Genomic DNA, 25,832 nt, shown 5'->3' on the forward strand with positions numbered 1-25,832 from the left:
ATATTTGTTTAGTCTACGGGCAAAGGTAAAAAAATTACTATGGTACGACTATATTATTTTCTCAAAAGAAAAATGAGGTTGTCTAAAAAGTGACTCATTCGACCTTGAGAATTGAATATTTGAAATCAATCTCAGATAGGTATCCGAATAAAATAAAGTCAAAAATACTTTTTAGACAACCCCTTTATTTTTCTATTATCTAAGCTTTTCCCTTAGACAGAAATTATCGCGGAATGAACATACTTAATAAAGCCATCCCGGAGTTTTAGTCAGATTTGGATTCTTCTCTATTTCATCACTGGGAACAGGAAAAATACTGTAATCATTCGTTTCAGACCATTTTACACCACCATTACCGCTACTCTGTATACCATTGCAAGTAAGGGAACCGGCATCATAGTTCATGTATTTAGAATATTTTGTTTCACGCAGTGTACCCCAACGCAACTCCTCGTAAAAGTTTACACCTTCATTACATAATTCCCGACGAGATTCATTACGTAGTTTTTCCAAACCATCTTGTTTACTCGTAAACGTATAAGGTGGCATTTCAACGGATGTACGCCCGCGAACCTGATTCACCTTTTCAGCTGCACCTGGCAAATCCCCCAATTGGACCAATGCTTCCGACCACATCAAAAGAACATAAGCATAACGGATAATCGGTTCATCAATATCTCCCTGTAAAGCGAACTGGGGATAACCGGTCATGACAAACTTACGATAACGATATGCAAATTCTGCTTCGCCGTTTCCGTCTTGTTTCAAATCATAAGGAGCCGTTACTTGCCAATCATCGGCTTCTTGTGAATCTACATGGTGGCTTGATTGTTTTACCGGCCAACGGAATACATAAGGAATATCACTGTAATCACCCACTTTCATACGATTCGGATCACCACCCATATAAGGTTCTCCATACGGGAGAATTACATTATAACCCAAACGCGGATCTCTATTTTCCCAAGCTTTTTTCAAACGAGCTTCATTCCCTTGCGGCAAATATTGATCGACAACAGAACCCGATAACTTATTTCTGACCATTTTTCTCAATTCCGGACCACCAAGTATTTTTCCGTCATTTAAGGTATCACGGAGAAAATATACCAATCGGTCTTTGGCCGGTACATCAAAATAACCGGGAATGATGTCATTCCAGTCAAAAGGAGTACCATCCTTATATTCATATAGATCAACCAAAGCATTAGATGGTTGGTAATAAGAATATCCGGTAGTACCTTCCATATCAATCATAGAACGTGTGCCACAATACCGATGCATAGAAGACCCATATCCGTCTTTAAAAATGTTCGTCAAAGAGAAAATCATCTCTTCACATGTTTCATTTTCTTGCGTAAATAATTTATCATAACCACCCTGGAAAAGACCGAAACCGCATCCCTGTACCTTTTCGAAATCAGATACAGCCAATTTCAACAGATTTTCGTTGATTGTAGTCCCCGTTACTTTTCCTGCATTATTGTCATAATTATATTTGGCACCCTGCATCAAATAAGCCCTACCACGTAAAGCATAAGCAGCCCCTTTACAAGCACGTCCGGATTCCGTATAATGATTCGGGAAATTAGGTTCATTGATACAATCGGTCAAATCTTTTACGATCAGATCCCAAACTTCCGACTCAGGCGACTGTCCTTTAGTACAATCTTCTACCGATTCCAATGGCTCGGTATAAACAGGAACCCCTAATCCGTTTCGTCCGAAAAGTTCATTCAAACGCATATAATAATAAGCGCGCAAAAATTTGCATTCCGACAATAAGCGCAGTCGAACGTCTTCTTCTACACCGCCTCCGCCTTCGACAGACAAATTCACAATAGCGTCATTGGCACGATGAATACCCTCATATAAGTTTTTCCACACCGTAGAGAAAAAACCATTATCAGCTCCTGCCGTACCTTTTGTATAGGGAATCGTACGATAAGCATCTGTTGTCATAGACATGGCTTCAAACGGGGTTGTGTTCATATCATAAGAAGTATTATAAACACCCCAATTACGCAATTTATTATACACTCCGGCAACCCCCTGATTGGTCAACGCTGAATTTGTCCACATATTACCGGATGCTATTTGGTTATAGGGTGCCATATCTAAGTCAACACATCCCAGTAACCCACAAAACGCAAACCCTAATAAAGAATATATTATTTTTTTCATTTTTGTATTCATTAAATGATTAGAATGTAAGATTTATACCGCCGGAAATCATACGGGGAATAGGATAAGCAGTGAAACCGCTTCCACCTATTTCCGGATCAACACCTGGAAAATCTGTAATCGTCAATAAGTTTTCAAAAGAAGCAAACACACGCAAATTACTGATATAAGCCTTCTGAACCCATGATTTCGGCAAAGTATAACCGATCTGCAATGTTTTCAATTTGATATAAGACGCATTATAAAGATTACCGGTATTGGCACGATAAGCACCATTTTCATTACCTATACGCGGATACATAGCATTGACGTTCGCATTCGGGTCAGCAGCCGGATCATAATTCGGGTCAGTTGCAGCCAACATAGGATCGCAATAGTAGAAAATATTACGGGCATTACGAGCAACAATTGTTCCTTCTTGCCAACTACTGCTACTCATGGAGTTAAAACCACGTTCGTAAATGTAATAATACATACCGGCATTACCTGCCCAAGTCATATTTAAATCGAATCCTTTCCATGCAGCCGAAAGATTGATACCATAAGTGAATTTCGGAGTTGAAGATTTTCCAGTAAAGACACGGTCATTAGCATTTGAACCATAATAACCATCTCCATTTATATCGGCATACACCAATTCACCATACCACAAGCCGTTGTTTGCACCTACGCTTTGTCCGTTAAAATCGTAGACTTTATTGCCATCTGCATCCCGATAAGCCAACATTGCCTTTACCCAGTCCAAATCAGCTTTAGTACGAATCATACCGTCACGAGGCCCTCCGTTAGGATCAGGAGTCACACCGTCTGCCAAATAAATATTACCATTTCCCTGATGACGTTCCCAAATATAATACTCATCAAACATATGGTCTTCTACACGAATCGTATTGCCGCTGATATCAGCAACATCTCCACGATTAGTCACAAACGAACGATTACCGTCGGCATCTGTTTCCCAACCTTCCTGATATTTACCTTTGTATTTTACGATCTTATTTTTATTATACGTTAAATTGGCACTGACACTATATTCAAAATCTTTGATACGGTCAGCCCAACGCAAAGTAAATTCCACGCCTCGGTTTCTCATATCCGACGTATTGGTAGTAGGTGCACTCACTGTACCCATTGTCATATAAACGGAAGGAGAAGCCAGAATACCTTTTGTGGTACGCGAATACCAGTCTGCTTCCAATGTCAAACGGTTGTTTAATACGCCTACATCAAGTCCTATGTCTGTAGATTCGCTGGCTTCCCAACGAAGATTCGAATTAGCGATCTTACCCTGACGCAAACCGTCGAATACATTCTCTCCGAAAGAATAATTCACACCGCCATACGTGGCTTGCCATTCATAGTAACCGGAAGTCGTATTCCCCAGTTTACCCCAAGAACCACGCAACTTCAAGTTGGAAATCGTACTCTTTACGCTTTCCATGAACGGCTCTTCGCTGATACGCCATGCAGCAGAAAATGAAGGGAAAGTACCCCAGCGAGAGTCCGGACCAAAACGAGACGAACCATCACGACGGAAATTGGCTTCGAACAAATAACGATTCTTATAGGCATAATTCAAACGACCAAAATATGAGATAACGCCATAATCTTGTTGAGCAGTTCCTCCCACTGTCGGTTCCAGCAAATCCATAGCAGCCGTAAAATCAGGTAATGAGAGATCCAGCAAACCGGTACGAGTCGCATTAAATCCCTTCACATTCCAATAGTATTGTTCTGTACCAAGGAGAACTCCCAAATCATGGTCGCCAAACGTCTTATTATAATTCACCGTTCCGGTTATCGTACGATTCCAATAACGAGTAGTAGAACGTTTAGTTGTAGCCTGCGAGCTACTAGTCCCCGGATACAATTCACCATTACGGAAGTTCATTTTATCGATACAATTGCTCCAAGTAGCTTCTTCATTAAACAACGTTTGATAGTTATAGCGTCCTTCGGCAGTTAACCCGTCAATAATCTTCACACGCGCAAACCATGTCGTGTTCAATCGGGTATCATCATAAGAACCTCCACGACTCATCACGGTAGCCAGCAAGTTGTTGCTAGAAGATCCGTCAACAGAAACGCCATACTTACCATTATAATAAGGAGTCATGTTCGGTGTATTCTGGAACATATACGAGAAGCTCGTATTACCCGGTTCGCGACTCTGGAATGTGGCATACGTCTGAGTACCTACGGTCAAGAACTTCGTGATTTCAGTCTCCACGTTGACACGTCCGGAATAATTCTTCAAGCCGGTATTATCCAATGTACCGGGGTTATCCAGGAAACCAAATGAAAGCAAATAGTTTGTATTACTGCTGCTACCGACAACCGACACATTATGTTTTTGCGACGTACTGGGCAAAAACATCTCATCCACCCACTGCGTACTCGGATAAGCTAACATATTAGCTACGCCATAAGGATTATCCGTTCCATACGGATCACTGGCGGCCTTTACTAAACCTTCTCTCCACTCATCGATATCAGCTTGTGTATATTTGGTACCGGCCTCATAGTTGCGGTTCGTATTCCAACGATTCGCCATTTCCATATACTCAGCAAAATTATCCTCGAAACGAAATGCCTTACCGCTCATCTTTGAATTAGTGACAAGACCCGAATAAGTTATTTTAGGAGCCTGACCTTTTTTCCCTTTCTTGGTCGTGATCAAAATAACCCCGTTGGCACCACGTGATCCGTAAATAGAAGCGCTGGCTGCATCTTTCAAAAAAGAAATAGATTCAACATCATCACTGTTTACAGATGACATACTAGCCTCGGAACCGTCTACTATCACCAACGGAGAAAGGTAACTACTGTTGAAAGTTCCGATACCACGCATACGAATACTGGAACCGTCACTACCCGGTTTTCCGGAACTTTGACTTACGGACACACCGGCTGCCAAACCAGATAAAGCATTCGACAAGTTGGTCGTCGCACGGCTCTCTAATTTTTCTGCCTGCACGGTAGCTACCGCTCCCGTCAGATTAACTTTCTTCTGCACACCATAACCTACCACTACTACTTCATCCAGTGCTTGTGAGTCTTCTTGTAGTGTAACTTTCCCTTTGGCAACTTCGGATGCTTTGATCTCAACCGTTTTAAAACCAATGCTACTAATGACCAGGATGTCATTGGGATTTGCTTCAAGGGAGAATTTCCCGTCAATGTCTGTAACCGTACCGTTTGTGGATCCTTTCACAATCACATTGGCGCCGATCAAAGGTTCATTCATCCCTCCGTCAAAAACTACACCGCTAATGGATTTTTTCTGTTGCGTAATAGATACCTCTGATGTATTCGCGCGCACAAAAGGTGTAATTGTTGAAACAGGAAAAGCAAATGCAATTAAAAGCAAAGAAAATCGATTTTGCTTTAAAATAGATTTGTAATTCATGTGTTTTTTAAGTTTAATATTAATATATATAAAGTTACTAAGTTCTAGAAGAACTCTGGCAGTTTATTCATTGATACATAATAAAATGAGGTTTACTATAAGATTTTTACAATATATAAACTCTTGAAATTCAAAATATTATTATCACTGTTGATTTCAACACTGAAGCTATAGTATGTTTAAGGAAATAGCGAGGCTTTATTATTTAATATTAATAGAAATATAGTAATTCGTGTATCTAAATTTTGAAAAAATGCTCATCTGGTTCTTTCGTATACAATGTTCTAATATAAGATAACAATTCACCATAATTCATGAACTTTGTTAATATACAGCCTCTTAGTATTCTGTTAATTTTTTATTCATGGACAATAAATGCACCAATATTAGACAAAAATGTATGTTGACATATCATGCTGTACGTTATTTTTGCAACTGTTCTGTTTTGTTCCAAAATAAAGACAGAGTTCTTCTAGAACTATGGCAGTTATTAACCTTATTTCTCATACTTTATATTAAAAAAGCAAAATCCTCATTATCAATAAATAACAAAACTTCAACCATTAACATAACTTTCAGATCTCATGAGCTGCAAACAATACTCTATCTTATTGTTTGCAAATAATAAAAAAATTAAATGCGTCAACCAAATACAATATCAGAAATAGACTCACCGATAGAAAGCCAAGAGTAAAAAACAGGCTCATAAAATTTTTTACAACTTTCGGAGTCACGTCTTCATTTAAATGATTTTACAGTATGATATTCAATACACACATGGGTGACGCCGAATATAAAAAGCGACGTCACCTCTCCAAACCCAAGGTGACGCCGGGAAAAAAGGTAGCGTCACCCCTCTATACAAAGATAATCAAAGGGTAATAATCAAAATGGTGAAGAGTGACTCCAAAATTCATAAAAACATAGATTTGTATGAATTAGCAGGGAATGGTGAACGGATGCCTACCCGTTTCCCATTCCCTGCCTATCCATTGGAAGAAAAGTGTAAGTTTTTTTCAGGAATACGTACGGCTTTTCCCTATACTCCTGCAGATCATACCCTATAATGTACACACCTATATCCTATATTGTATCGGTATGTACATTATAGGGTTTAGTAGACAAATCCATGAAGATTGACCTATTAATAGATGTTCACCCGATATGGACGACTTAGTTGTGCCATTATACCAGTACTACTATGTCATCTTGCTAGCATAGTAGTGTCAGTACCATTAGCTCTACTGTGTGAAGGTGGGTGACACTATAATGCTACCAATTGCACCCTTTATTCTCATTTTTCAGGGTTCAGCTTTAAAGTTTCAGTAAAAATTTACCGAAGTATTATTAAATATGACATTTGTATAAAAATAATCTCGTATTTTTACGGAAATTAATAAACGCATGAAAAAATTACTGATCTTAACATCGGCCCTTTTACTGACAAGGTCGGCATTTGCAGAGAACGATCCGCTATGGATGCGCTATCCGGCAATATCTCCGAACGGGGAAATGATCGCCTTTACTTACAAGGGGGATATCTATACCGTTCCGACAACAGGTGGTAAAGCTACCCAGTTAACAACCCATCCAGCCCACGACACACGCCCTGTCTGGTCGCCCGACGGAAAACAAATCGCATTCGCTTCCGACCGCAACGGAAACTTCGATGTGTTCATTATGAACAAAGAAGGAGGTGTCCCTACGCAGTTGACCGTACATTCGGCAAACGAATATCCGGAAACATTCAGCGACAACGACCATGTCCTTTATTCTGCTTCTATCCAGCAGGATGTAAAAGACAGCCAGTTCCCTTCTTCCCTGTTCGCCCAAATATATCAGGTCGGCACCCAAGGAGGACGCCCAGAATTATTCTCCTCGCTGGCTATGGAAAACCTGGCATTCAGCAAAGACGGAAAACAAGTATTGTATAACGATTTCAAAGGATATGAAGATCCCTGGCGCAAACACCACCAATCCTCCATTACCCGCGATATCTGGTTATGTACATTGGATAATGACCGTACATTCAAAAAGATTACCTCTTTCCGTGGAGAAGACCGCGATCCGGTATGGTCGCCGAACGGAAATGCCTTTTACTATCTGAGTGAAGAAAAAGGCAGCTTCAATATCTTTAAGAATGACCTGACCGGCAAGAGCGGTAAACAGATAACAAACCATACGACACACCCGGTCCGCTTCCTGACTTCCGACAAGAACGGTACTTTATGCTACGGTTACGACGGTGAGATTTACACGGTCAAAGAAGGCGGACAACCTGCTAAAGTAAAGGTAAGCATCATCTCCGACCAGACCGAAAATAATCTGATCCATCGCCTGATGTCGAGCGGGGCAAACAGTATTGCTGTCTCTCCGAACGGAAAAGAGGTTGCTTTTATCGTACGAGGAGATGTATATGTGACATCGGTTGAATATGAAACAACCCGTCAGATCACCGATACGCCGCAGCAAGAGCGTAATATAGATTTCAGCCCTGACGGTCGTTCATTGGTTTACTCGGCCGAACGCGGCGAAACATGGGGCATTTATCAAAGCAGCCTGGTTCGTAAAGACGACAAATATTTTACTTACGCACAAGAAATCAAGGAAGAACCGCTGGTAGTTACCGACAAAACGTCTTTCCAGCCTACTTATTCTCCTGACGGTAAAGAAGTGGCATTCCTGGAAGACCGTACCACTTTACGCGTCATCAATCTGAAAAGTAAACAGGTACGTACTGTTTTGGATGGTAAATACAACTATTCGTATGCCGACGGCGACCAGACTTATCAATGGTCACCCGACAGTAAATGGTTCCTGGTGCAATATATCGCTATCGGCGGATGGAACAATAAGGATATTGCCCTGGTAAAGGCAGATGGTAGCGGAGATATTACCAACCTGACCGAAAGCGGATACTCTGATGGTGATCCGAAATGGGTACTTGATGGCAAAGCGATGATCTGGTCGTCCGACCGTGCCGGTTACCGCAGCCACGGCAGTTGGGGTGCACAGGATGATACCTATATCATGTTCTTCGATGCCGAAGCATACGACAAATTCCGCCTGAGCAAGGAAGAACTTGCCCTAGTTGAAGATGAAGAAAAGGATAAGGACAAAGACAAGGATAAGAAAGACGATAAAAAGGAAGATAAGAAAGATTCCAAAGCTAAAAAAGATGACAAGAAGAAAGATGATAAAGACAAGAAAGACGATGCGGACAAGCCTGTCGAACCATTGAAATTCGATCTGGAAAACCGTAAAGACCGCGTCATCCGTCTGACGATCAACTCTTCGAATATGGGCGACGCCGTGCTGACACCGAAAGGAGACAAACTCTACTATTGTGCAGCTTTCGAAAGCGGTTACGACCTGTGGGAACGTAACTTCAAGGAAAATTCAACCAAAATACTGATAAAAGGTGTCGGTGGCGGAAGAATGTTTGCCGACAAGAAAGGTGAGAACCTGTTCCTGGTATCCGGTGGCCAGCTGAAAAAGGTGGAGATCAAAGACAGCAAAACCAAAGGTATCCCCTTCAAGGCTGAGTTTTCTTATCGCCCGCCGCAGGAACGCGAATATATTTTCAATCATATATGGCGTCAGGTGGAAGACAAATTCTACGATCCGACGATCCATGGCATCGACTGGGAAGGATACAAAACAGCATATGCCCGTTACTTGCCGCATATCAACAACAATTACGACTTCCAGGAAATGTTGTCCGAACTGTTGGGCGAACTGAACGGTTCACATACAGGTGCCCGGTATTATTCATCGTCATCCGCTCCGGCTACAGCCTGCCTGGGTGCATTCTACGATAACAGCTATACCGGCGACGGATTAAAGATTGCCGAGATCATCGCCAAAGGGCCGTTGACATTGGCTGATACAAAAATCAAACCGGGTTGCATCATTGAAAAGATCAATGAGAAACCTATCAAAAGTGGTGAAAACTATTATCCGTTACTGAGCGGTAAAGCCGGAAAGAAAGTATTGTTGTCCGTCTACAACCCGGCAACAAAAGAACGTTTCGAAGAGCAGGTGAAACCGATCTCTTATGGCCAACAATCTAACCTGCTGTACAAACGTTGGGTAGAAAACTGCCGCAAGAAAGTGGATGAACTGTCCGGCGGCAAGATCGGATATGTACACATTAAAGGCATGAACAGTGAAAGTTTCCGCGAAGTCTACTCCGAACTGCTGGGACGTTGCCGTAACAAAGAAGCGGTGATTGTGGATACCCGTCATAACGGCGGAGGCTGGTTGCACGATGACCTGGCAACCTTGCTGAGTGGTAAAGAGTACCAACGTTTCATGCCGCGCGGGCAGTATATCGGTAGCGATCCGTTCAACAAATGGCTGAAACCGTCGTGTGTACTGGTTTGCGAAGACAACTACTCGAATGCACATGGTTTCCCTTGGGTATACAAGACGTTGGGTATCGGTAAACTGATCGGTACTCCTGTTCCGGGAACCATGACTGCCGTATGGTGGGAATCGCAGATCGACCCGTCCATCGTATTCGGTATTCCACAGGTAGGCGTTCAGGATATGCAAGGTAATTACCTGGAAAACCATGAACTGCAGCCGGATATCGAAATCTACAACACACCGGAATCACAGTTGAAAGGCGAAGACCATCAACTGGAAGAAGCGGTAAAAGTAATGTTGCAGACAGTAAAGAAATAAAAATCAGAACATAAAAAAGGAGGTTACATCAAAGTTTTTATTGATACAACCTCCTTCTTTTATACCCGCTTTATACCCGACAAACAGGTCGCTATTACAGATAAACAGAATAACGATTAATCCGGTATAGCCGTGCGGGAAGACCGAAAATCAAGTTTTTTGTATTTACCCTGCATTTCTTCGTCAGTTTCTTCCTTGTCGTTGGTGAAGAAAACAGGGGAGTTCTCGAAATGCCATGTTCCGACATAGTTCAATGTATTTTCGGCAACAGAAAATTTGAACAGGACTAATTCATCGGGACGTTGTTCTTTGCTTTTTATTTTCCGTTCGGTTTCCTGAATGGAATCTTCCCCCTTATAAATAGGTTCCATATAAGAGCGGCCACCGTACCATTTGCTTTCGGTCCACCAATAATTCAGAATTGCATACGTCCCCGGTTCGATCAGGTAACAGAATTGATTTTCTTTCGAAGTCTTAAAGGTCGACTTCACCCGGAAGACAAGCACCTCGTTCGTTTCAATATTTATCAGCCGGATATCCTGAGGATAACCGCCACTTTTGAATTTCTTCAGTCGCTGAATAAATTCACCGTAAAAAACAGCTTGTCCTACAGGGATAGGGCCATCCGCAGCCGACTTTTCCAGTCTTCGTGCCGGTTGAGCGGTTACACCGAATGAGATTATCAACAATAAAACGATCAGTAAGTGCTTCATAAAGGTTCCTACTCCATTTATTAATTTACATCGAACAGAAAAAAGAAACAAAGAACGGTACCGTAAAATCGACCAAAATGCCGTGAAAGATAGAAACGAATACCAGATCCTTTCCTGAATAACGCGTAATAATCGGTAATGTTGTATCCATCGTCGTGGCACCGCCGGCACAGATAGGAGCTAATCGCCCAAAATACTTGACAAACAACGGGGCGCCCAGCAACGCCATAATCTCACGGATGATATTGGCGATCAATGCGATTGTTCCTAACTCCGTCGCCATCTGTACACCCAGCGACGCCTCTTTCAACTCCGTAATCAGGATAGAAGACAATGAGTAATAGGCAAAACCACTTCCTACCGCCAGGCAATCGAACACACTCCATTTGGTAATCAGTAAACTCACCAAAGCCGACGCCGTCAGCGTCCCGATAATAGTTGCCAACGGAACCAGCAACAGCTTGGGACGGATACTGCACAATATATCTTTCAACTTCTTATCACTCCCGATACTCAACCCGACCTGAAACATCAGCAGGTAAAGTACATACATGGTGATATCGTTCTTAACGACCACTTCCGGCAGATACCCGCTCCATCCGAGAACACAGCCCAAAGCGAAGAATCCGACTACAATCAGACTCCCTTTCATTCTCTCCTCCTTTCCTTAAAAAAGAAATGATAGACTCCCCAGGCGGCTAAAACACTTCCGGTCGTTCCGGCCAAGGCGATCAGGAAAGCCTGTCCGCCTAATGTTGTCAGGTTGTTTACAATAGCATCGTTGGCCCCCACCGAAATACCCAGCAGAAACAACAATAGCAGGATCGTATAAGAAATAGGTTTGCCTATCTTTTGCAGCAGTTCGACTTTGCGCAATAGATATCCTACGGCGATACCTCCGAACATGATTCCGATTACCGTGAACATAGTTTGTTATTTTTCCGCAAAGGTAACAGAAAGAGCCTTGCAGAACAAATCCGCAAGGCTTCATATTAAACACAGCAACATTACAACATAAAAGAAGATGTCAGCAAGAGGATCGTCAAAAGAACCAGTATGACCAACCCCAAAGCCGAAAAAGAATAAAACAGACGGAGGCGGCGTAGCTTTTTCTCCCGGGTGATCTGCTGTAACACCTTCAAGTCAAACTCTTTCCCTAAAGGCGGCAATGTCTCTGCTTCCGGTGTCAGAAACCATGCCTTATAAGGACGCAACTCAGGCGGTAATGCGTCTGACGAGAAAAAGTGGCGTAACTCCCGTTCTTCTTCAATCGTGGTCGCACATTCCCAGTATTTGTCTAATAACGATGTAATACGGTTATAATCCATATTATTTCTATAAAAGAGTTATCTGACGGTAAAACTTTCTGTCCGCTTCCGCTGTAAATTAATTGTATCCAGCGCCATATTACGTGTCACCATCAGGCAATAAGATGGAATATCCTCTATCACAATCCAGGCGGCACGCTCTCCCCAGACCTTCAACATCACGTCCTGAACGATCTGTTCGGAACGCTCTGCATTTCCGGTGATCCTGTAAGCAACCCGCAACAGGTTGTCTTTTAAAGGCAGTATCCTTGTTATGAACTCATCTGTTTTCATCTCTGTTATATTAGACGAGACAGCCTGGTAAAAGGTTGCAGTTTTTTGTGACTTTTTTATTCATAAAAGGAAAAAGACCTGTATATAGTTCTTTTTCATTATATTTGTAGCTGTGCTAATTAAATAGTTTTAGTCCGCTAATTTTAAACTAAATCAAAATAAACAGTGAAGAAAACGATCTTATTCTTTCAGGTAGTCTTAGTTTGCCTGCTGGTAGGATGCAAGCCGGCTCCCAACAGTGGGTTATTAAGTGATGAAATCAAGTATGTCGACCCGTTCATAGGAACCGGATTCCACGGTCATACTTTCCCCGGTGCCACCCGCCCGTTTGCGATGGTACAGGTCAGTCCGGATACGCATATCATGGGTTGGGATGCCAGCAGCGGTTACCATTATGACGACCGCGAAATCTATGGATTCAGTCATACGCACCTTTCCGGTACCGGTATCGGCGACCTGGGTGATGTGGCTCTATTGCCTTTCTCCGGAGGCGATTCGATCAAACCGGTCGGACTTTTCAATAAAGATACCGAAAAAGCGACTCCGGGTTATTACGCCGTACGTCTGGATAACTTCGGTGTAAACGTAGAGCTGACGAGCACTGATAAAGTCGGCTTTCATAAATATACTTACGATAATCCCAAAGACCGCCGCGTTATGCTCGACCTGGGACATATCCTGCAACCGAACTGGGGACACAAACTGGTAGATAACAGTTACCTGTTTGTTAACGACTCGACGGTTGAAGGTACAGTACGTACACAGGGATGGGCACATTTCCATTCGGTTTCTTACCGGATCACTTTCTCTGAGCCGATCGAAACCGTTTACCAATACATCGGAGGCAAATTACGTCAGGATTCTTTGTTCCTGCGCATCAATACGGAAGAAGACCTGAAATTCCATTATAAGTTCCCGGAAAAAGCAGAACCTCTGTACGTAAAGGTTGCCCTTTCCATGGTTGATACTGACGGAGCCGAAAAGAATCTGGAAGTAGAACTTCCGGGATGGGATTTCGAAGCAACCCGCATCAAATCGGCTGAAATATGGAACGATGCCCTGAACGCAATCGAAATTCAGAGCGCTGACCCGACCGTAATGGTCAACTTCTATACGGCATTATATCATACGATGATCGCACCGTTCGCCTATCAGGACGTAGACGGTCGTTATCTGGGTATGGACAAAAAGGTGCATAAGGCGGAACCGGGATACGTTAATTATTCCGTATTCTCCCTGTGGGATACTTTCCGTGCCCTTCACCCGCTGATGACGATCATCAATCCGGAACTGGCTGCCGACTGGGGTAAAGTGTTGGTACAAGGATATAAAGAAGGTGGTATTCTTCCCAAATGGCCGCTGGCTTCAAGCTATACCGGCTGTATGGTCGGCTACCCGGCTGTATCTGTCCTGGCTGACCTGGTTTCCAAAGACCTGGCAGACGGTGACCTAAAAACATGGGCGGAAGCCGGTGCCCGTTCTTCCGTATACCGTGAAGACCTGGCAGAGAAGTTCAAAGGGACACGCGAGTTGGATCTGATTACCCTCCATCCGTACTTCAAAGAGAAATATGGCTTCGTTCCTGCCGACTCTGTTCCCGAATCCGTTTCATGGGGACTGGAAATGGCTTACGAAGACTGGTGTATCTCGCAGATCGCAGCCAAAGCAGGACTGGATTCATTGGCTCAGGCTTATGCTGCCAAAGGAGAATATTACAAACGTTATCTGGACCCGGAAACAAAAATGATGCGTCCGATCATGAGTGACGGTTCATTCCGTACACCGTTCAATCCGCGTTATTCAGCTCATATGAGAAGCGATTATACGGAAGGAAATGCTTTCCAGTGGAGTTTCTTTGCTCCGCACGATATGGACAACTTCATTGCTACCATCGGTGGCAAAAAAGAACTGGAAACACGTCTGGATACCTTGTTTACTACCTCTTCACAGGTTGACGGCGAACATGCATCCGGCGACATCACCGGCCTGATCGGCCAGTATGCCCACGGAAACGAACCGAGCCACCACATGGCTTACCTGTATAACTGGACAGATTCCCCATGGAAAGGCCAGGAACGTCTGGATTATATCATGCGCGAGTTCTATACAAACAAGCCTGACGGTATCATCGGGAACGAAGACTGCGGACAGATGTCAGCATGGTACGTAATGAGTGCCCTGGGATTCTATCAGGTTGCTCCCGGTATTCCGGTTTACACATTGGGCCGTCCGATGGTAGATCGCGCCTTAATTCACGTAAAAGGCGGCATTTTCGAGATCGTGGTTAAAAACAACAGTCCGGAAAACAAATATATCCGGACGGTTACTTTGAATGGAAAGGAGCTCGAAACCCCGTTCTTCTCACATGCCGAGATGGCGAAAGGCGGCAAACTCGTATTTGAAATGACCAATACACATCCATAAAAAGAAAATTATGTTACTGACAACAACAAACAACATCGAAGGGAAAAAGATTACCCAATATTACGGGATCGTTTCCGGTGAAACAATTATAGGAGCAAACGTATTCAAAGATTTCTTTGCCGGAATACGCGATATAGTAGGCGGACGAGCCGGTTCATATGAAAGCGTATTGCGTGAAGCAAAAGAAACGGCTTTACAGGAAATGAGCCAGCAGGCTGCACGAATGGGAGCCAATGCCGTTATTGCTGTCGATCTGGATTATGAAACTGTAGGAGGAAGCGGAAGCATGCTGATGGTTACAGCTGCCGGTACCGCAGTTCGATATGAATAAAATTACGGATGGGGGGATAAAAGTCCCCCATCTGTTTCTATTCCCCTAAAATTCTTCTGACATGGTTCTTTAGTATATGAAAAGCCGGTGCCGCCATCGAGCCATGATCGTATCCATCCAATTCATAGATATAAGTCTCTTTATGCCCGGCCACCTTCATCATTCTCCAGAAATAAGCATTCTCTTCATAACGCCCCAACATTTCCATTTCGCGGTCGCCTGATACGATTATTAGAGGAGGAGCATCAGGACGGACATAATAAAGCGGAGCAAATTCATCGATACTGGGTTGCGTTTCCTTCATTCCCAGCGATTCCCGATAGGCAAAATGGCTGATAGCATGTCCACTGAAAGGTATAAGGGCAGCAATTGAATCTGCATCTATACCGTAAACCTGCAGCCATTTCTTATCCAACCCGATCATATTTGTCAGATAACCGCCCGCAGAATGTCCGGATACAAATATCCGCTGCCGGCTACCGCCATATTCTTCTATTGTTTTAAATGTCCAGGCCACTGCCGCAGCCGCGTCATCAATACAATCTTTAATCGAACATTTAGGCAATAAGCGGTAATTGACAGCAACGACAGCCAAACCACTATTCTTTAACTCTTCCGGAATAAACTTACTTCCACCGGATAAACCACCACCGTGGAACCAAACAACCGTCCCGAAGTCCTTCCCGTTTTCAGGATAATAGACGTCCAGCTTGCAACGTTCCAGACCATACGGGTCACCTGTAGTCCGGTAAGGGATATCTTTTACTACAGCATAATTAATACTCTCCTGTGCAGAAAGAATAGCAGAGATAAAAAAGAAAACAAATAAGATATAAGACTTGATCATAAAGCATTGATTTTGGGACAAAGATAAATGATATTATTATAAATAAAAAAGGAACCAACCTTTCGATTGATTCCTTTCATTTGTTTGGAGTCTGTGACTCTAAAACGGCGGCTATCTACTCTCCCACTTTTACGCAGTACCATCGACGTGGTTGGGCTTAACTTCTCTGTTCGGAATGGGAAGAGGTGGATCCCCAACGCTATAACCACCTTAATACCTTTTAAGATGTTTGACCTGGACAACGCTACTCTTTCAGTAACCTTCGCTTTGTCAGTATCTCTACTAACCCTGCTGATATATCAATCCTTCCTTCCGGAAATAGAAAGTCTCGGGCTATTAGTACTACTCGGCTTCGACATTACTGCCCTTACACCTGTAGCCTATCAACGTCGTAGTCTACAACGACCCTCAGGGAGATCTTATCTTGAGGCTGGCTTCGTACTTAGATGCTTTCAGCACTTATCCAATCCAGACTTAGATACCCGGCGGTGCACCTGGCGGTACAACCGGTAAACCAGAGGTCTGTCCAACACGGTCCTCTCGTACTAGTGTCAGAGCCACTCAAATCTCCTACGCCCACGATAGATAGAGACCGAACTGTCTCACGACGTTCTGAACCCAGCTCGCGTGCCACTTTAATGGGCGAACAGCCCAACCCTTGGGACCTTCTCCAGCCCCAGGATGTGACGAGCCGACATCGAGGTGCCAAACCGCTCCGTCGATATGAGCTCTTGGGAGCGATCAGCCTGTTATCCCCGGAGTACCTTTTATCCTTTGAGCGATGGCCCTTCCATGCGGAACCACCGGATCACTATGCTCTAGTTTCCTACCTGATCGAGTTGTCTCTCTCCCAGTCAAGCACCCTTATGCCATTACACTCTACGACCGGTTACCAATCGGTCTGAGGGTACCTTTAGAAGCCTCCGTTACTCTTTTGGAGGCGACCACCCCAGTCAAACTACCCACCATACAGTGTCCTTGCTTTAGCAAGTTAGAACTCAAACAACCAAAGGGCCGTATTTCAACGGCGACTCCACCGACACTGGCGTGCCTGCTTCGCAGTCTCCGGCCTATCCTACACATTAGTTGCCCAAATTCAATGTAAAGCTATAGTAAAGGTTCACGGGGTCTTTTCGTCCCATCGCGGGTAATCGGCATCTTCACCGATACTACAATTTCACCGAGCTCACGGTTGAGACAGTGTCCAGATCATTACACCATTCGTGCAGGTCGGAACTTACCCGACAAGGAATTTCGCTACCTTAGGACCGTTATAGTTACGGCCGCCGTTTACTGGGGCTTCAATTCAAACCTTCTCTTGCGATGAGCTCTCCTCTTAACCTTCCAGCACCGGGCAGGTGTCAGGCTGTATACTTCATATTTCTATTTCGCACAGCCATGTGTTTTTGTTAAACAGTTGCCTGGACCTATTCTCTGCGCCCCGCCATCGCTGACAGGGACCCTTTATCCCGAAGTTACAGGGTCAATTTGCCTAGTTCCTTAACCGTGAATCACTCGAGCGCCTCAGTATTCTCAACCCAACTACGTGTGTCCGTTTACGGTACGGGTACTCTATAGATATGCTTAGCGGATTTTCTAGGGAGCCTGTTTACATCCATATTGCCTTGTACAAGTACTCGGCATACTCTCAGGTTCGACTCTCACGGCGGATTTGCCTACCGCGATCAACGTCTACACCCTTTAACCAACTATTCCGTCAGTTGGCAGGACTGTCACTTCTCCGTCTCCACATCGCTCTATAAAGTAGTATGGGAATATTAAACCATTCTTCCATCGGAATCGCCGTTCGGCTTATCCTTAGGTCCCGACTTACCCTGATCCGATTAACGTTGATCAGGAAACCTTAGTCTTTCGGCGAGGAAGTTTCTCACTTCCTTTATCGTTACTTATACCTACATTTGCTTTTCCAGCTACTCCAGCAAGGGTTATCCCTCACCTTCAACGCCACTGGAATGCTCCCCTACCATCCATTACTGGATCCATAGCTTCGGTAAACAGTTTATGCCCGAGTATTATCCACGCCAAACTCCTCGACTAGTGAGCTGTTACGCACTCTTTAAATGAATGGCTGCTTCCAAGCCAACATCCTAGCTGTCTCTGCAGTCTGACTTCGTTAGTTCAACTTAACTGTTATTTGGGGACCTTAGCTGATGGTCTGGATTCTTCTCCTCTCGGACGCGGACCTTAGCACCCGCGCCCTCACTCCAGGGCAATATATAGTACGCATTCGGAGTTTATCTGGACTTGATAGGCGGTGAAGCCCTCGCATCCAATCAGTCGCTCTACCTCATACTATACTAACCCTAGGCTGCACCTAAATGCATTTCGGGGAGTACGAGCTATCTCCAAGTTTGATTAGCCTTTCACCCCTACCCACAGTTCATCCGAAAGCTTTTCAACGCTTACCGGTTCGGTCCTCCAGTTAGTGTTACCTAACCTTCAACCTGACCATGGGTAGATCACTTGGTTTCGCGTCTACTCCCTCCGACTAATTCGCCCTGTTCAGACTCGCTTTCGCTTCGGCTCCGTATCTGAAATACTTAACCTTGCCGGAGAAAGTAACTCGTAGGTTCATTATGCAAAAGGCACGCCGTCACAACTTACGTTGCTCCGACCGCTTGTAGGCAGACGGGTTCAGGGTCTATTTCACTCCTCTGTTCGAGGTTCTTTTCACCTTTCCCTCACGGTACTGGTTCGCTATCGGTCTCTCGGGAGTATTTAGCCTTACGGGATGGGCCCCGCTAATTCACACAGAATTTCTCGTGCTCCGCGCTACTCAGGATACCACTAGGCTTCGTTAGAAAGTCGTGTACGGGATTTTCACCCTCTACGATCACTTTTTCCAAAGTGTTCCACTTTCCTAAGTTCTTGCCACAACGTGGTCCTACAACCCCGGTATTGCCTAAACAATACCGGTTTGGGCTCTTCCGCGTTCGCTCGCCACTACTTGCGGAATCATTCTTATTTTCTCCTCCTATGGGTACTTAGATGTTTCAGTTCCCCACGTTCGCCTCCCATTACGGGATGACAGGCCTTCAACCTGCCGGGTTGCCCCATTCGGAAATCTGAGGATCAAAGATTATTTGCATCTCCCCCCAGCTTATCGCAGCTTATCACGTCCTTCGTCGCCTCCGAGAGCCAAGGCATCCACCGTCTGCCCTTGCTTACTTTCTTATTTCCGGTTACCACAGGGGTAAATTGGATTGATATATCTTCAGCTTGCTCTTGTTACTTTATTTTACGTTGTCCATCATGTCAAAGATCTTGTCGTTACTCTACGTTTCCTATGTCTCGGTAACTTTTTGTGGAGAATAACGGATTCGAACCGTTGACCCTCTGCGTGCAAGGCAGATGCTCTAGCCAGCTGAGCTAATCCCCCAAAATTCTCTCTCAGAGATTCTGTAGTCCCAGGCAGAGTTGAACTGCCGACCTCTACATTATCAGTGTAGCGCTCTAACCAACTGAGCTATAGGACTGTCAACTTTGCCTTGGTTTCCCTCAGCATCATTTTTCTCTCTTGCCGACACTTTATTGCCGGTAGATCTATATTTTATACATATTCAACCGTAGTACAAGTTAACTAATACCTTTTGTCAACTTGATAACGAACTCTTCGCTCCAGAAAGGAGGTGTTCCAGCCGCACCTTCCGGTACGGCTACCTTGTTACGACTTAGCCCCAGTCATCGGTTTTACCCTAGGCCGATCCTTGCGGTTACGGACTTTAGGTACCCCCAACTCCCATGGCTTGACGGGCGGTGTGTACAAGGCCCGGGAACGTATTCACCGCGCCATGGCTGATGCGCGATTACTAGCGAATCCAGCTTCACGAAGTCGGGTTGCAGACTTCGATCCGAACTGAGATGGGGTTTGGAGATTAGCATCCGCTCACACGGTAGCTGCCCTTTGTCCCCACCATTGTAACACGTGTGTCGCCCCGGATGTAAGGGCCGTGCTGATTTGACGTCATCCCCACCTTCCTCACAGCTTACGCTGGCAGTCTCACTAGAGTCCTCAGCATGACCTGTTAGTAACTAGTGATAAGGGTTGCGCTCGTTATGGCACTTAAGCCGACACCTCACGGCACGAGCTGACGACAACCATGCAGCACCTCGCAAATTGCTATTACTAGAGACTCTGTTTCCAGAGCTGTCAATATGCGTTCAAACCCGGGTAAGGTTCCTCGCGTATCATCGAATTAAACCACATGTTCCTCCGCTTGTGCGGGCCCCCGTCAATTCCTTTGAGTTTCACCGTTGCCGGCGTACTCCCCAGGTGGATTACTTAACGCTTTCGCTGTGCCGCTTACTGTGTATCGCAAACAGCTAGTAATCATCGTTTACTGCGTGGACTACCAGGGTATCTAATCCTGTTTGATCCCCACGCTTTCGTGCTTCAGTGTCAGTTATAGTTTAGTAAGCTGCCTTCGCAATCGGAGTTCTGCGTGATATCTATGCATTTCACCGCTACACCACGCATTCCGCCTACCTCAAATATACTCAAGTCAACCAGTTTCAACGGCAATTTTATGGTTGAGCCACAAACTTTCACCGCTGACTTAATTAACCACCTACGCACCCTTTAAACCCAATAAATCCGGATAACGCTCGCATCCTCCGTATTACCGCGGCTGCTGGCACGGAGTTAGCCGATGCTTATTCATATGGTACATACAAAAAGGAACACGTTCCTCACTTTATTCCCATATAAAAGAAGTTTACAAACCATAGATCCTTCATCCTTCACGCGACTTGGCTGGTTCAGGCTCTCGCCCATTGACCAATATTCCTCACTGCTGCCTCCCGTAGGAGTCTGGTCCGTGTCTCAGTACCAGTGTGGGGGACCTTCCTCTCAGAACCCCTATCCATCGTAGACTTGGTGAGCCGTTACCTCACCAACTATCTAATGGAACGCATGCCCATCTATCAGCGATAAATCTTTAACAAATATTTCCATGTGGAACCCCTGTTTTATGCGGTATTAGTCCGACTTTCGCCGGGTTATTCCCCTCTGATAGGTAGGTTGCATACGCGTTACTCACCCGTGCGCCGGTCGCCACCAATGTATTGCTACACCGTGCTGCCCCTCGACTTGCATGTGTTAAGCCTGTCGCTAGCGTTCATCCTGAGCCAGGATCAAACTCTTCGTTGTTTAAATTGTTTTATATCTCTATGCTCAGAATTCGTATTTATTTCAAGTTATTGACGGTATTAATTTCTAATACTTGTACTACTTGTTGATATGTAAATCTTTCAAAGAACTTTCGCTTTCTTTTCGATTGCGGCTGCAAAGGTAAGGACTTTTTTTAAACCACCAAATTTTTTAGAAGAAAAATTTGAAAAGTTTTTTTTGAGTCGCTGTGGCGGTTGGAATTTTGCTTAGAACCTCTAACCTCATCCCCTTTCCTCAGGTTACCTCTTTCATCATGTTGGTGCGCCGTTCTCTCTCGAATGCGGGTGCAAAAGTAGTAGATTACTACATACGTTCCAAACTTTTTACCAACTATTTTTCATTTATTTTTTTAACGGCAGGCATTGTAATATAATGTACGCACAAAGAGGACTGAAAAAATACAGGGAGGCTCCCAGGGCTTTCTCAGATAAAAAACTTTCTTCCTCAAGACAATTAAATTTCCGATTCAAAGAATTATTCGTTCGATATATGTTTTCTATTCGTTCGACAACTGTCGAATGTTTATTCGATAATTGTTGAATGAATAAAGAACAGCTGTCGAACGATTTTTTTTGTATAGACGAAAAATTAGTGCCCCATATTATAAAAAGACAAAGGCTCTAAATACCATCTAAAATATTCAGAGCCTTCAATACTAATATAAACACGAAATTACATCACTGGTGCATCCGGAGCTTTACCCGGTTTCGGCGCTTCTCCTTCTTTATAGTCAGGTAATGCTCCCATTTCATATTTCTCCGGACCATAGCGAAGAGTAGATGCCATGATCTCATCCCAGGAAATAGGCTTTCCGGTGTAAGCTGCCTCACGTCCCAGAATAGCAACCTGAGTAGAATAGGCCAGCGCTTCTGCCTGATTTATTTTCTTATCCAAACGGATTGATTCAACAAAATGCACATGTTCCTGATCATATGGATTCTTTACAGGTTTATTCTGATAATCATATTCCCAAAGAATGTTTCCATTATAATCCACAATTTTAATTTCACCCCGGTCATTCAGAGAGGCCATCCCCTTGGTTCCATATACCTGCTCGGAAACATTTCCGTCACAACCGTCGATCTGACGAGCAGTCGCCAACATGCGTTTGTTATTGTTATAATAATAATCTACACTGAAAAAGTCATAGATATCACCGGTCAGGCGCTGCGCACGACCACCGAAACCAACAGCACGGATAGGACGGTCTTCCATAAACCAGGTTACCACATCAATATTATGAATAGCCTGATCCAACAGGTGATCCCCACTTAACCATTTAATGTTAAACCAGTTACGAATACAGTATTCCATATCGCTCCATTCCGGACGTTTGCGCTTATTCCACCATGCCCCCTGGTCCCAATGAGCGGAAGAAGATACGACATCACCAATCAATCCGTTTTTTACCTGCACATAAGCCTCCCAATAATCTCTGCGATGACGGCGTTGATTACCTGTTACAACCGTCAACCCCTTAGATGTTGCAACTTTGGCTGCCGCAATCACTGTACGTATTCCGGTCGGATCGACAGCGCAAGGCTTTTCCATAAAAATATGTTTACCAGCCTCAACCGCCGCCTTGAATTGCTCCGGTCGGAAATGTGTAGGAGTACATAACAGGACTACATCGATATCATTCATTGCCAACACCTTCTGATAAGCATCGAAGCCTAAGAAACAATTGGCATCAGGAACTTCATTTTTAAATTGTTCAGACAATACTTTCCGGCAGGTCGCCATTCTATCCGGGAACAAATCAGCCAAAGCAATAATAGACACATTCGGTCCTGATTTGAGGAATTGTGTAGCCGCCCCGGTTCCACGATCGCCGCAACCCACCAAAGCAGCTTTTAAGGGTTTCCCATCAGGTGCCACCTCTACGAAAGAGAACATTCCCAATTCTTCCGGAGAATAACTCTTCGCAGCCGTTCCTGCACTTTGTTGTTGTGTACATGAAGTCATTACAGCCGACGACATACCCAGTGGTATTCCGGCACCCAGCAATGCTGTGTTTGTTAAGAAATCTCTTCTTTTCATGGTATTAATAATAAAAATATAGTTATTAGACGCCCAAATATATAAATTCACCTGGAATAAAACAAGCATAAAAGATTTTTTATAGACCACATTATTAGAGACATAGATGAATTTTAGATGTATTTTAGACAATAAGCAAAATGATATTGTATAAAATACGGCAAGTATCCTATAAAACCAGCACGGCTCTGTAATACAATAACTAAAAATAGCAAAACAGACAGAATATCCTTATACAAATTATATTTTTTGTACCTTTGAAGCATCAACAATAACATAATCAAACGATGAAAAGCGCAAATTATCTTTTCCTCCTCGGATTAGGACTTACTACTTTAATTTCCTGCAAAGAAGTAAACGCCCCTGATCCTGTTTATCCTGTTCCGACGCCTGAGCAGGTGGAATGGCACAAAATGGAGACATATGCCTTCGTTCATTTCGGTCTAAACACATTCAATGATCTGGAATGGGGATACGGGAACACGCCTGCTTCCACTTTCAATCCTACAGATTTAGATTGCGAACAATGGGTTCGTACGATCCAGGCTGCCGGATTAAAAGGGGTGATTCTCACTGCCAAACATCATGACGGTTTTTGCCTGTGGCAAACGGCAACCACAGAATACAGCGTTAAAAATTCTCCCTGGGAAGACGGAAAAGGTGATATGGTAAAAGAGCTTTCCGACGCCTGCCACAAGCATGGATTGAAATTCGGTATTTATCTCTCCCCCTGGGACCGTAACAGTGAGAATTACGGACAACCGGGATATGTAGAAAAGTTCCATGCCCAATTACATGAATTAGTCTGCAATTACGGTCCGTTGTTCGAATACTGGTTTGACGGAGCTAACGGCGGCAACGGCTGGTACGGCGGCGCAAATGAAACGCGTTCTATCGACCCGAATACCTATTATAAATATGAACAGGCTGTCGACACGATTAAAAAGTATAATCCTTCCGTCATGATTTTTGGAGGAACCGAACCGACCATCCGCTGGATCGGCAACGAAGAAGGCTGGGCAGGCGATACTCAATGGAGTATGTTCACTAAAAAAGACGGCATACATTATCGTCAGAGCCAGTGGGGACTGGAAGACGGTGAAGAATGGCTGGGTGGCGAATGCGACGTTTCCATTCGTCCGGGTTGGTTCTATCACGCACGTGAAGACCATCAGGTAAAATCACTATCACATTTAGTCGATCTGTATTACCGCAGTGTCGGACATAATGCAAACTTCCTGCTAAACTTCCCGGTTGCATTAAACGGAAAGATCAGTCCGGCGGATTCTATCCGTGCAGTCGAATGGTATCAAACCATACAGAACGATTTAAAAACCAATTTATTAAAGGGTGCATCCGTAAAAGCCAGCAATTCCCGCGGCGGCCAGTTTAAGGCTGACAAAACGAATGACGGCAATTGGGATTCTTACTGGGCTACGGAAGACGGAGTTACAAACGCTACGCTTACCTTCACCTTCAGCAAACCAACGGATGTAAACCGCCTGATGATACAGGAATATATCCCATTGGGACAGCGTGTCAAAGCGTTCACCATCGAAACAGAAAAAGACGGGCAATGGACACCGGTTGAAGCAGCCGATTCCACGACGACTGTCGGCTACAAACGTATCGTCCGTTTCCAGACTGTCAATGCAGACAAGATACGCATCAACTTCCTGGATGCACGCGGCCCGCTATGTATCAATAATGTAGAGGCTTTCCTGGCACCGGCCATATTAACCGAACCGGAAATCAGACGTGACCGCAAAGATGTTGTTTCTATCCGGGTAGAAGATAAAAACTCGGAACTCTATTATACGACTAACGGCTCGGTACCGACAAAAGATTCTCCCCGTTATACCGAACCTTTTGCTTTTGCTCAAAAAGGAACAATCAAGGCTATCTCGTACGACCGTACTTTCGACAAGAGCAGTCCGGTTTCCGTAAAAGAGCTGGATATTCCGGCATCCAACTACACTGTCATTTATCCAAAAGACGAAAAAACAATAGCGATGTTCGACGGCAACGGATATACGACATTCTATTTACCGAAAGGGAAACAGGAAATCGAAATACAGTTAGCAAATGATATGCCGATTGCCGGCTTCCGCTATGTACCCAACCAGGGACGTGATGCCGGAGGACATATTTCAAATTACCAGTTATTTGTCAATAACAAGAAAGTTGCAGAAGGCGAATTCTCGAATATCAAACATAATCCGATAGAACAGGAAATCCGTTTCCCGGCTATAAAAGGAAACAAGATACGGTTTGTTGCAACCCGCATCGTCGATAATCAGCCCCGGGCAGGGATCGGTGAGTTTTCGGTAATTACAGAATAAATTGTACAGGCACATAATCTTTGAATTAGAACAAAGGATTATGTGCCATACAATACAAAAAGAG

At 44.2% G+C, this 25,832-nt stretch carries 13 protein-coding genes, 2 tRNA genes and 3 rRNA genes; 4 read left to right on the forward strand and 14 right to left on the reverse strand.

The features are described from left to right. Positions 1 to 243 precede the first annotated feature (243 nt). A complete protein-coding gene (locus K6V26_RS20650; protein WP_262905143.1) occupies positions 244 to 2,079 on the reverse strand; it encodes a RagB/SusD family nutrient uptake outer membrane protein in 1,836 nt (611 codons plus the stop codon). Between the two features lie 121 nt (positions 2,080 to 2,200). Then, positions 2,201 to 5,503, reverse strand: a complete 3,303-nt coding sequence (locus tag K6V26_RS20655; RefSeq protein ID WP_224263714.1) for a SusC/RagA family TonB-linked outer membrane protein — start codon at positions 5,501 to 5,503, stop codon at positions 2,201 to 2,203. A gap of 1,491 nt (positions 5,504 to 6,994) precedes the next feature. On the opposite strand from K6V26_RS20655, the gene K6V26_RS20660 reads away from it, so the two are divergent. Then, positions 6,995 to 10,279, forward strand: a complete 3,285-nt coding sequence (locus tag K6V26_RS20660; RefSeq protein ID WP_224263715.1) for a S41 family peptidase — start codon at positions 6,995 to 6,997, stop codon at positions 10,277 to 10,279. A gap of 116 nt (positions 10,280 to 10,395) precedes the next feature. On the opposite strand, the gene K6V26_RS20665 is transcribed toward K6V26_RS20660, so the two are convergent. The 5 genes from K6V26_RS20665 to K6V26_RS20685 all read right to left on the reverse strand — a co-directional run bounded on the left by K6V26_RS20665 (position 10,396) and on the right by K6V26_RS20685 (position 12,593). Next, the gene (locus tag K6V26_RS20665; RefSeq protein ID WP_224263716.1) at positions 10,396 to 10,992 is read right to left on the reverse strand and encodes a restriction endonuclease subunit S domain-containing protein; all 597 of its coding nucleotides are present in this window, start codon (positions 10,990 to 10,992) and stop codon (positions 10,396 to 10,398) included. Positions 10,993 to 11,017: 25 nt separating this feature from the next. Beyond that, a complete protein-coding gene (locus K6V26_RS20670) occupies positions 11,018 to 11,644 on the reverse strand; it encodes a lysine exporter LysO family protein (protein WP_195437214.1) in 627 nt (208 codons plus the stop codon). Next, entirely contained in the window at positions 11,641 to 11,919 is a 279-nt protein-coding gene (locus tag K6V26_RS20675) for a LysO family transporter (protein ID WP_007655885.1), read from the reverse strand. Before K6V26_RS20675 ends, K6V26_RS20670 begins: the two co-directional genes overlap by 4 nt. Positions 11,920 to 11,999: 80 nt before the next feature. After that, positions 12,000 to 12,320 carry a hypothetical protein gene (locus tag K6V26_RS20680; RefSeq protein ID WP_010801408.1) on the reverse strand — a complete coding sequence of 107 codons (321 nt, stop codon included), beginning with the start codon at positions 12,318 to 12,320 and terminating at the stop codon, positions 12,000 to 12,002. Between the two features lie 18 nt (positions 12,321 to 12,338). Further along, positions 12,339 to 12,593, reverse strand: a complete 255-nt coding sequence (locus K6V26_RS20685; RefSeq protein ID WP_007655888.1) for a sigma factor — start codon at positions 12,591 to 12,593, stop codon at positions 12,339 to 12,341. 165 nt (positions 12,594 to 12,758) lie between these two features. Between K6V26_RS20685 and K6V26_RS20690 the strand changes: the two genes are divergently transcribed. Together K6V26_RS20690 and K6V26_RS20695 are read left to right on the forward strand one after the other, a co-directional pair. Next, entirely contained in the window at positions 12,759 to 15,017 is a 2,259-nt protein-coding gene (locus K6V26_RS20690) for a GH92 family glycosyl hydrolase (protein ID WP_224263717.1), read from the forward strand. 10 nt (positions 15,018 to 15,027) lie between these two features. Then, positions 15,028 to 15,348: a YbjQ family protein gene (locus K6V26_RS20695; RefSeq protein WP_010801405.1), complete on the forward strand. Its 321-nt coding sequence runs from the start codon at positions 15,028 to 15,030 to the stop codon at positions 15,346 to 15,348. A gap of 37 nt (positions 15,349 to 15,385) precedes the next feature. Here the strand turns inward: K6V26_RS20695 and K6V26_RS20700 are convergent, their stop codons facing one another. From K6V26_RS20700 to K6V26_RS20730, 7 genes are all read right to left on the reverse strand, one after another. Further along, positions 15,386 to 16,195, reverse strand: a complete 810-nt coding sequence (locus K6V26_RS20700; RefSeq protein ID WP_007655894.1) for an alpha/beta hydrolase — start codon at positions 16,193 to 16,195, stop codon at positions 15,386 to 15,388. A gap of 102 nt (positions 16,196 to 16,297) precedes the next feature. Next, positions 16,298 to 16,408 (reverse strand): 5S ribosomal RNA (rrf, locus tag K6V26_RS20705). Positions 16,409 to 16,512: 104 nt separating this feature from the next. Continuing rightward, positions 16,513 to 19,390, reverse strand: a 23S ribosomal RNA gene (locus tag K6V26_RS20710). 131 nt (positions 19,391 to 19,521) lie between these two features. Beyond that, positions 19,522 to 19,595: transfer RNA gene (locus K6V26_RS20715), tRNA-Ala, on the reverse strand. Between the two features lie 23 nt (positions 19,596 to 19,618). Further along, positions 19,619 to 19,692, reverse strand: a tRNA-Ile gene (locus tag K6V26_RS20720). A 146-nt stretch (positions 19,693 to 19,838) separates the two neighbouring features. Further along, positions 19,839 to 21,365, reverse strand: a 16S ribosomal RNA gene (locus tag K6V26_RS20725). The 16S, 23S and 5S rRNA genes sit together here with 2 tRNA genes alongside, the layout of an rRNA operon. Positions 21,366 to 22,058: 693 nt before the next feature. Next, on the reverse strand, positions 22,059 to 23,426 hold the full coding sequence (locus K6V26_RS20730; protein ID WP_224263718.1) for a Gfo/Idh/MocA family protein: 1,368 nt from the start codon (positions 23,424 to 23,426) through the stop codon (positions 22,059 to 22,061). A 287-nt stretch (positions 23,427 to 23,713) separates the two neighbouring features. Here K6V26_RS20730 and K6V26_RS20735 point away from each other — a divergent pair, with 287 nt between their 5' ends. Then, on the forward strand, positions 23,714 to 25,768 hold the full coding sequence (locus tag K6V26_RS20735) for an alpha-L-fucosidase (RefSeq protein WP_224263719.1): 2,055 nt from the start codon (positions 23,714 to 23,716) through the stop codon (positions 25,766 to 25,768). Positions 25,769 to 25,832 lie beyond the last annotated feature (64 nt).

The sequence above is a fragment of the Parabacteroides goldsteinii genome (genome assembly GCF_020091425.1).
GTDB lineage: Bacteria > Bacteroidota > Bacteroidia > Bacteroidales > Tannerellaceae > Parabacteroides > Parabacteroides goldsteinii.